Annotated in this window: 5 protein-coding genes; all 5 read right to left on the minus strand. The window is 48.4% G+C overall.

Going from position 1 to position 7,658, the window contains the following annotated elements; translation table 11 throughout:
- Nucleotides 1-438 precede the first annotated feature (438 nt).
- The gene (locus tag ACKFKF_RS33590) at nt 439-705 is read right to left on the minus strand and encodes a hypothetical protein (protein WP_446871713.1); all 267 of its coding nucleotides are present in this window, start codon (nt 703-705) and stop codon (nt 439-441) included.
- Nucleotides 706-1,026: 321 nt separating this feature from the next.
- Nucleotides 1,027-1,767 carry a DUF928 domain-containing protein gene (locus tag ACKFKF_RS33595; protein WP_446871714.1) on the minus strand — a complete coding sequence of 247 codons (741 nt, stop codon included), beginning with the start codon at nt 1,765-1,767 and terminating at the stop codon, nt 1,027-1,029.
- On the minus strand, nt 1,764-4,178 hold the full coding sequence (locus ACKFKF_RS33600; protein WP_446871715.1) for a CHASE2 domain-containing protein: 2,415 nt from the start codon (nt 4,176-4,178) through the stop codon (nt 1,764-1,766). Before ACKFKF_RS33600 ends, ACKFKF_RS33595 begins: the two co-directional genes overlap by 4 nt.
- A 229-nt stretch (nt 4,179-4,407) precedes the next feature.
- Complete coding sequence (locus tag ACKFKF_RS33605) at nt 4,408-5,448, minus strand: DUF1822 family protein (protein WP_446871716.1); 1,041 nt, start codon at nt 5,446-5,448, stop codon at nt 4,408-4,410.
- Nucleotides 5,445-6,875 carry a hypothetical protein gene (locus ACKFKF_RS33610; protein WP_446871717.1) on the minus strand — a complete coding sequence of 477 codons (1,431 nt, stop codon included), beginning with the start codon at nt 6,873-6,875 and terminating at the stop codon, nt 5,445-5,447. The genes ACKFKF_RS33605 and ACKFKF_RS33610 overlap by 4 nt, the downstream gene beginning before the upstream one ends.
- Nucleotides 6,876-7,658: the final 783 nt, after the last annotated feature.

Here is a 7,658-nt window from a genome sequence, read left to right on the forward strand (position 1 = left end):
GGGGGCAGAAGTGCTGAATAACGAAGCGAGAAAATTCCATCGAATTCACGTTAAATTCACGCGAGATCGATGAAGTCTTTCGCTACTATCCATCCGAAAACGCCCCCCAAATCGCCGACGAGTGAGGGACTTTGAATCAAAACGCTTGTCTAAAAGTCCTTCAAAATTGGCAGACTGGCAGGCAAAAGCTCTAAGCAACGAGGCCAGAAAACTCTACTGAATTCACGTCTACTCAATCAAATCTTGAAAGTCCCCCCAGAATTGAGGAATTTAGGGGGCGAGGGTCGGTAGCAAGTAACCGCTTGTGCCCACAACGTGGGGCAAGTCGGCGGTAACCCCCCAGATCTGCTCTGACTATTACCCACAAGTTCGGCTTTCACTAGACGGGAGCAGGGCATGAATACGAGCAGAAAAGTTAGCCTCAGTAGATCGATAAGTTTAGATCGTCAGCGGTAAGAAAATGGTTCGACGCACTGGAAAGCGCTGCTCAACGGCCTGCACCAAGAACTCCAGCATCGTTTTGAGCGGGAAGCGGTCGCGATAGACTCGTCGCACACCGGAGCCGCGATGACTGACAAAACACCACAGCAAATAGATCCATAAATTGACGATGACTCGCTTATTTCGAGCAATCACATAGACGGTGGCATAGGCAAAGAAAGAAGTCGTGCCCGATTTGGCGTGAGAACGGTAGATATAGGGCAACTCTGTCGCGGTGGGGGTGCCATAGTACGGAATCCAGATGCAGGTCGATTGCCAATCGCTGCTTGCCCCCGCGAATCCGAGATGGGACTCGGCTTTGCAACGCTTGATTCAGTTGCGCTTCCAACGCTTCCATATCGTTGAGTTTGTCGAGATGATAGCGAATCGTATTGCCCGTGGGAACACCTGTTAACTGTTGGGTTGTATGCTCAATGCTGTCTTGTTTACTAGAACTCGATTTCAAGAATTTTACTGAATGGAGGCTAAGGGGATCGACTCTATGCAGCTTCCTAAAGAATTGGTATTAGACAGTATTCTCTGTACTTACGGTGTCGCGATCGCTTCATCTGCCACCGTCTCTAGCTCGATCGCTTTCAACAATTCCGCCCAGGTAGAATCTCTCGGATTGGTACGACGCAGTTCAGCCGCAGTCGCCAAAGCATCAAACCAAAAACCATTGGTCGCATACAGCCTGACTTGTTGTTGGAGCGTTGCCGTTTTGAGTTTCTGAGTCACATCAGACGGAAGCGTTTCGCGTTGAATCCAACCATCGACAAAGGAATCTGGTGGCGAAACCGATCGGCAGTACAGCTTAAAAAACCAGTGGTAGCGCTTGCTAGCTTGTAGCGGAGCCACCGTTGCGGGTAGTTTCAAACTCAAGACCCCTGCGGTTTTGGGCAGCGCTACATTTGATTGGTAAATCGAGTTGCCGTTTTGATCTTGCAAAACAAACGTTGCAGTTGATAAGGAACGGTATGGCACATAAAACCAAAACGTGGGATGTTCTGCCGCAGTTTTGCCAAACACCATTCTCAAACTCGCCGTCTTCTGGATTGGCACCAAAGCTATTAGCGGTTTAGATTCCTTAGAGGACTCCTCGACTCCACAGCCTCGGCTCCCTGCATCCGATCGCCGTCCGGGAACTCCTGTACTAGGGGGCGGATCAGCATTAAAGATAATCGAATCCTTGAGAACGGATGGCACCGACTGCGCCTGCCCCTGATGACCAGAGGAGGCAACTAGGAATGCGATCGCGAATAGAGTTGCTTGTTTGAGTCGAGTCATGGTTTTGTTGATGTATTAATGTGATTTCTGTGATTTCGGTCTTGAGTTGCGACAATAAGGACACCGCTGGCAATCATGAACACAAACACAGTCGGAACGAGCGGCACCCACTGGCCTTGTGTCAGCCCATAAAAACAGAGAATGCCTAAAACTCCCAGTGCCGTGACTTCTAGCCCAATCAGCCAGGGAACTGAGCGACATCGCCAGACCAAAACGCTACCCAGGACAGCCCAAGTCCAGACCCAAAGAATTTCTACTCGCCAGCCCCAACCCTCGATCGGTGCGCGTCCGTTCTCAACCGCACTAATCAACTGGCTCACCATCTGCGCCTGAATAAACACGCCCGGTATTCTCTCACCCTCTGGTGTTGTTAGATAGTCTTTGCTGCTCGGTGCAGTGACCCCAATTAAAACAATGCGATCGCTCACATCTTCTCGCTTTAGTCGCCCTGCCAAGACCTCTTTGAGCGTGACAGTAGGAGCCGGACTGCGGGAGGATTGAGAAAACCGATAGTTTAGTAGAATCTGATAGCCTGCGGTGTCTGCTTGTTGATAACCTCCGGTGTGCTTATGTAATCGCCGAAAAACCTGGTTGCCCAATTGCAAATCTCCCTGGGATGTATAGCGAGGAACAATCCCCTCAGCTTTGAGGTACTGAAATGCTAATCGAGTACTCAGCGCATAGGGGGTACTACAAGCGGCTCCTGGAATCCGATCCATAAATAGCAGATGGCGACGAAGTACAGTATCTGCATCGGTGATGACATCGCTAAACCCCTGACGATCGCTCGGTAGATTGGGCATCGGAGCAATTTCGGGGTAGTTCGCTTCTGGATCGGCAACTTTGCAAATCGCGAAAAAATTGGGCTGATTCAGGTTGGCGGCTAGTTGGGTTGATAGTGGATCAAGGGGAAAATCACGATAGACATCCAAGCCGATCGCGCGAGGTTTGAGCAGGGTCAGGGTGTGCAAAAGTTTTGTCAGCGCCAGGTCTGAGAGTGATCCTTTGCGTTGTGCCTGCTCCGGTAGTTTCAAATCATCCTCAGTGATGGCGACAATGAGAATACGCTGGTCGGGCGGTTCTGAGGGGCGCAGTCGCAGAAGTTGATCAAAAGCTTGTAGTTCCCAGGACTGTAATCCTCCCAGGTGGCGAATTCCGAGTACGAAAGCGGTGGCGATCAGGCTCGTGAACACGATCGCTTGCCAGGAATGGTAAACCTTATTGGGATGTACTTGATTGGGATGTACTTGATTGGGATGTACTTTCTGAGTTCCACACCAGTCCTGCCAGGTAGATGGTTCTACGGCTGGATTTTGACACAAGACGGGCAACCATGAGGCACCCGGAAACTCATCTTCTAACCCCTGTAACTGCCGACGAGCCTGCCGCACCGCTAAGTAGAGGGATAAGTGCTGTTTGGCGAATGCTTCTAAAAAATGCCTAAAAAATTCCTGAGCGACTTGATTGGCAACAGGCTCTCGCATCACAATCACTTGAGGAATCTGTAATCTACTCAAGGCAGCCGCTAACCCTAACCCATCACAGGAATTAAAAATTGCCAGCTTTAGGCCATTGCTGACTGCCCCCTCAATCGCAGCCTCAAACTGTTCGATCGTCAGACTGTTGTGCTGCAAATTCTCATTGATATAAATGCGTCCCGTCTGGCTCTCTTTTTGACCTTCTGTCTGGCTGTGCCCTGCAAAAAAGAGCATATCCCACCCTGGTTTAGCCCAAAGCTGCTGGTTAAATTCTTGACGAGACGGATTCACCAAAAACTGAGTTTCTGCATCGTTTAGCGCCTTGAGAAATTGCCCGTCGCGCTGTAAGTTAATGCCCTGACTGTTGCCCAAAACGGCTAACACTCTGGCTTTTTTGCGAGGGGTGGGCGGAGTCGCGTGATGAAACTGATATTGTGAGCAACTCAACGCCATTTCTGCTTGGGGATAGTCTCTAAAGAAATCCCAGCGCTGCCAGGGTAGTCGTCGCAACAGTTCATCATCAGTCTCAATTACAATTCGGACTTCCTCCAGCGGCGTGAGTTGCGATCGCAATTGTCGCTCGATCGGCAGAAAGGTTTCTGACTGTAGCCAGGTATTTAGGGCATCCTGTAGGCTTTGGCAAAGTTGCTCAAAACTGACCTGAGAGATGTTGGTAATGCCAATTTCATCAATTTCTAGCTCATCGTCAAGGTCATGGCTGGCTCCCGTGATCGAACGTAAGGGGCGGCGATCGCACAGACTTTGATAGAGTAACCGCCAGTCTCGGTATAGGTTTATGACGGTAGGGGCGGCGGGTAAACTGCCTACAAACTGCTCTGGTCGAGAGCGTCCTGCCCACACTTGAGCCGTGACTCTCGGCAAGCCACTATACAAGTCTCCAGCTCCTAAATGGATCACAACCGACTTGGGCATTTGCTAATCTCAGTCAGAGTATAGGTCTTCTCAAGGTCAGATTTGTTGAGCGAAGCAACTTTAGTATGGAGCAAAGCGTGAGTATGGAGCAAAGCATGGCTACAGATGTCCATCAAGGGAGTGTTTGCCCGTTTTTCCTGACAAGACTTCATATCAGCCCTCTCAGAATAAGCTCAGATTCAACTCCTTTACTCACCCAGAACAGTGATTGTTCACATCATAATCTGATTTAAAGCTCAAAGTTTTCCTCAATCGTTTCGCCATCCAGATGAATGACAACACTAAAACGAGTTCCTGGTCTACCTTTGACTGGTTTTAGTTGAATGTAGTTGTCTTGGCTCCTTGAAGTTACTTCTTGCAGTGTTTTACCTGTGGGCGATCGCAAGCTCAATTTGAGATCTGGGATCAAGTATCGAGCTTCTCCTGTGGGATGCAGTTGTACTAACACCCCCAACTTTCCTTCTGCTTCTAAAGTAACATTCACCAGGAGCGCAACGCCTTGTTGTCCAAGCTGTACACCCAGGTTAATTAACTTTCCTCGTTTTGCTCCTGACTCGGTGCTGCGGGTCGTTAAGGCTAAATAAGCTTCGGGGTTGATTAATTGGTCGATCGTTTGCCAATTTTGATCAAAAGCATCCTGAAGCCATTGAATCAATTTTGTAGTTGTCTGGGTGAGCGTGACTAAAGATGGGTCTGGGGCCGCCCGAACTGGTAAAGGAATCGCGGCAGGTTGTAAAGAACGACAGTAAAACAGCAAATGATTAGGTTCAGCATCGAGTAACGAAAGGGGTAGTTGGTAGAAATCGCTTTGTACCCGATCGCGCGCGCGGTAGTTCATCAGTTCGTCAAAACGCAGAAAGCCTCGCACCATAACCAATGCTTGCTCTTCTGACACCTCATGCACAACATAGAAATGGGCGGCTAGTTCAGGGTGCTCGACCAGAGCTTGAGGAATTTGCACGCTCTCATCTAGCACATGTTCGACGGCAATCAGACAGAATTTGAATCCGTTCACCTCAAGGTAACATGACCGAATCGAGCTATTGGGTGGAGTTTGCGCTAATCGGTTAATCGCGTGTTCGGGTAGTCGATCGCTCAACCATTGCTCAAAACTTAGCAGCGCTAGTGCATTCAAATAGCTTTGCCATTGTTGCTCCTCAGAAGCGGCACTGCCCATCAGTTTTGCTTGTTCAATTTGTTCAGGCTCCAGCCAGATTACCTCCGGCGGCAATTGTCTAGAACTCATCGGGAAACTAGATAAGTTAGTCATGGGGTTGTTCTCTTTAGTCTCAATGTATTTAGATGAACGCGAAGCTGTTGTGCGTATACGCTATTGAATGAGCGACTTTTACCCGCTCTCATTTCTTCTACGGCCTCTTGAAAGATTTCCTGATCGGCAACGGCTTCTACTTGCTCTGCCAAAGTTCTCAAGTAGTTCGGTTCGGGAGGGGTTTGGGCAAATCCCTTTTGCTGCGCCTGTTTTAACAAACGATCGAGTACCTGTTGTACCGTCAGCGCTCGCACCTTACTGAGCAAGTCTCCAGGATTTAGAATGCGTCTGGCTTGATCCCAACTGCTCATTCCCAACCTTGGGGCAATCTCTCTGAGAGACAAGCCCTGATCATAGTAGAGTTGCAAGCCGGGAATAAACTGAGCCGCCAGAGGTGCGTACTTTTTGCTGTGTTCTAAAGCGGTGGTGCGATCGCTGACTTCCTGAACAATTCCGTCAATCAGTGCCCGGTTGAGTTGTTGATGAAAAAACGTCAGTAGCTCTTGCTGCTCTAGATCTAACTCGTCCACATCGCTGCTTGGTAGATCTGACCGAATGGTGTCACGCCCAGTTTCAGAATCGTGGACTTCTAGCGGGACGCGATGTGACCAAATATCGTACTGCCTGAGTTGTACTGCCACCCGTTTTAAGGTCTGCATCAACTCACTAGTTGTAAAAATCACTACAGGCTGCAACATTGCTATCATTTCTTGCAGTTGCTCAATCGAGGGGTCGGGGCACCGCTTAACGCCCGTAGCTTGCTTGCGACGATCGCGCCGATAAACTTGATGAAACACCTCAACTAGAGAACGATCGCGCTCTGATAATCGCTCTAGCTGGTGGGGTCTGGCTCGATTTAATAGCGCCCAATCACTGAGATGCTGAAATCCAAATTCTGCTAAAAACTGTTTGAGTTCTGTGTTCTGTTTGGTGCGTAGAAAGGCCCAATTGTCTAAACTCAAACTGGACTGACCGTCAGAATTAAACGTCCGCAACACATCAACCGAAAAAAACTGATACGCCGTCGGCTGGGGAGGTTCGTCGCCCATTACCAGTAATTGAGCTTTGCGATCGCGATCCAGAATCACGAATGTTTTTCCATCATCATTCAACACAAAGGGCAGTAAGTCGCGGTATGTGAACGATTTCTCGCTGCCAAATAGACGGTCGATCGTGTGGCAAGCTTTGAGAATTGAGGCAGACACATAACATCTGAGACAAAGCCCAGCTTGAGCCTGAGTCTTGGTCGTCCCAGTGGCGTTGGGATAAAAATAGGACAGTAAAGCAGACTGAATGCCTCCATCTTGAGAACTAGAGAGATTTTGGACAAACTCTTGTGCTGAGGGAATCAAACAGTTTTTATACCCCAACTTTTCACTAGCAGGACTAACACACCAAATGCTTTCGTATCTCGATGAAGCAGTCATAGAGTTTACGCCCCCTAAGAATTCCGAAAGTTTTTGCCTGTCCACGTTGGTCAATAGATGCCAACCCGATCAACTGATGCAGATCTAGCAGTATTTTAATCTGAATTGACAGAGGACTATTGATAAAACGCTCACAGTAGAAAAAGGCGGCACGAGTAAGTTAACGATCGAGTCCGAAGAGTTTTTGACGGACAATGCTAACAGTCGATACATGAACATTGAGTCATCTCAGCCTTAACCTCCTCAAAAGCAACTGTTGTCTGAACAATAATCCATTCATAGAAAAGTTCTATTAACTTCATGAATCTTTGAAGTGGCTATTTCCGCCTGTCATGTTCACCGCTTAACTGCATCAGTTCACATTGGCATCTACTAACTCAATGTAGCGGAGCAAGTCCGATTTGAAATCAACCAATTCAATCATTCAACCATTCAACTCACCAGGAGCCTTCATTATGAGACTTACCTATCGCGGTAACGCTTACAGCGTACCTGCCACTATCAAAGCCCTCGTGCAACTAACTGGCGCTATCAAAACTCAGCGGAGGCCTAAATGTGAGGTGACTCAAACACTCTGAAACCATTCATTTCCACGCAGTACAGCCCAACTCACCAAGCTACTATTGCCCGATCGAAAGCACCAAACTACAGTTCTGCAACAGCGCATTCAACGTCTGAATCGAATCTGGCAGCTAGACTCCAGCAAAAATCTATCTTAATTCACGACTTACAGCACATTTCAGGTTTATGGAGTACAGTAACAACAGTCAGCAAACCAGTTGC

Source organism: Phormidesmis sp. 146-12, assembly GCF_052939495.1.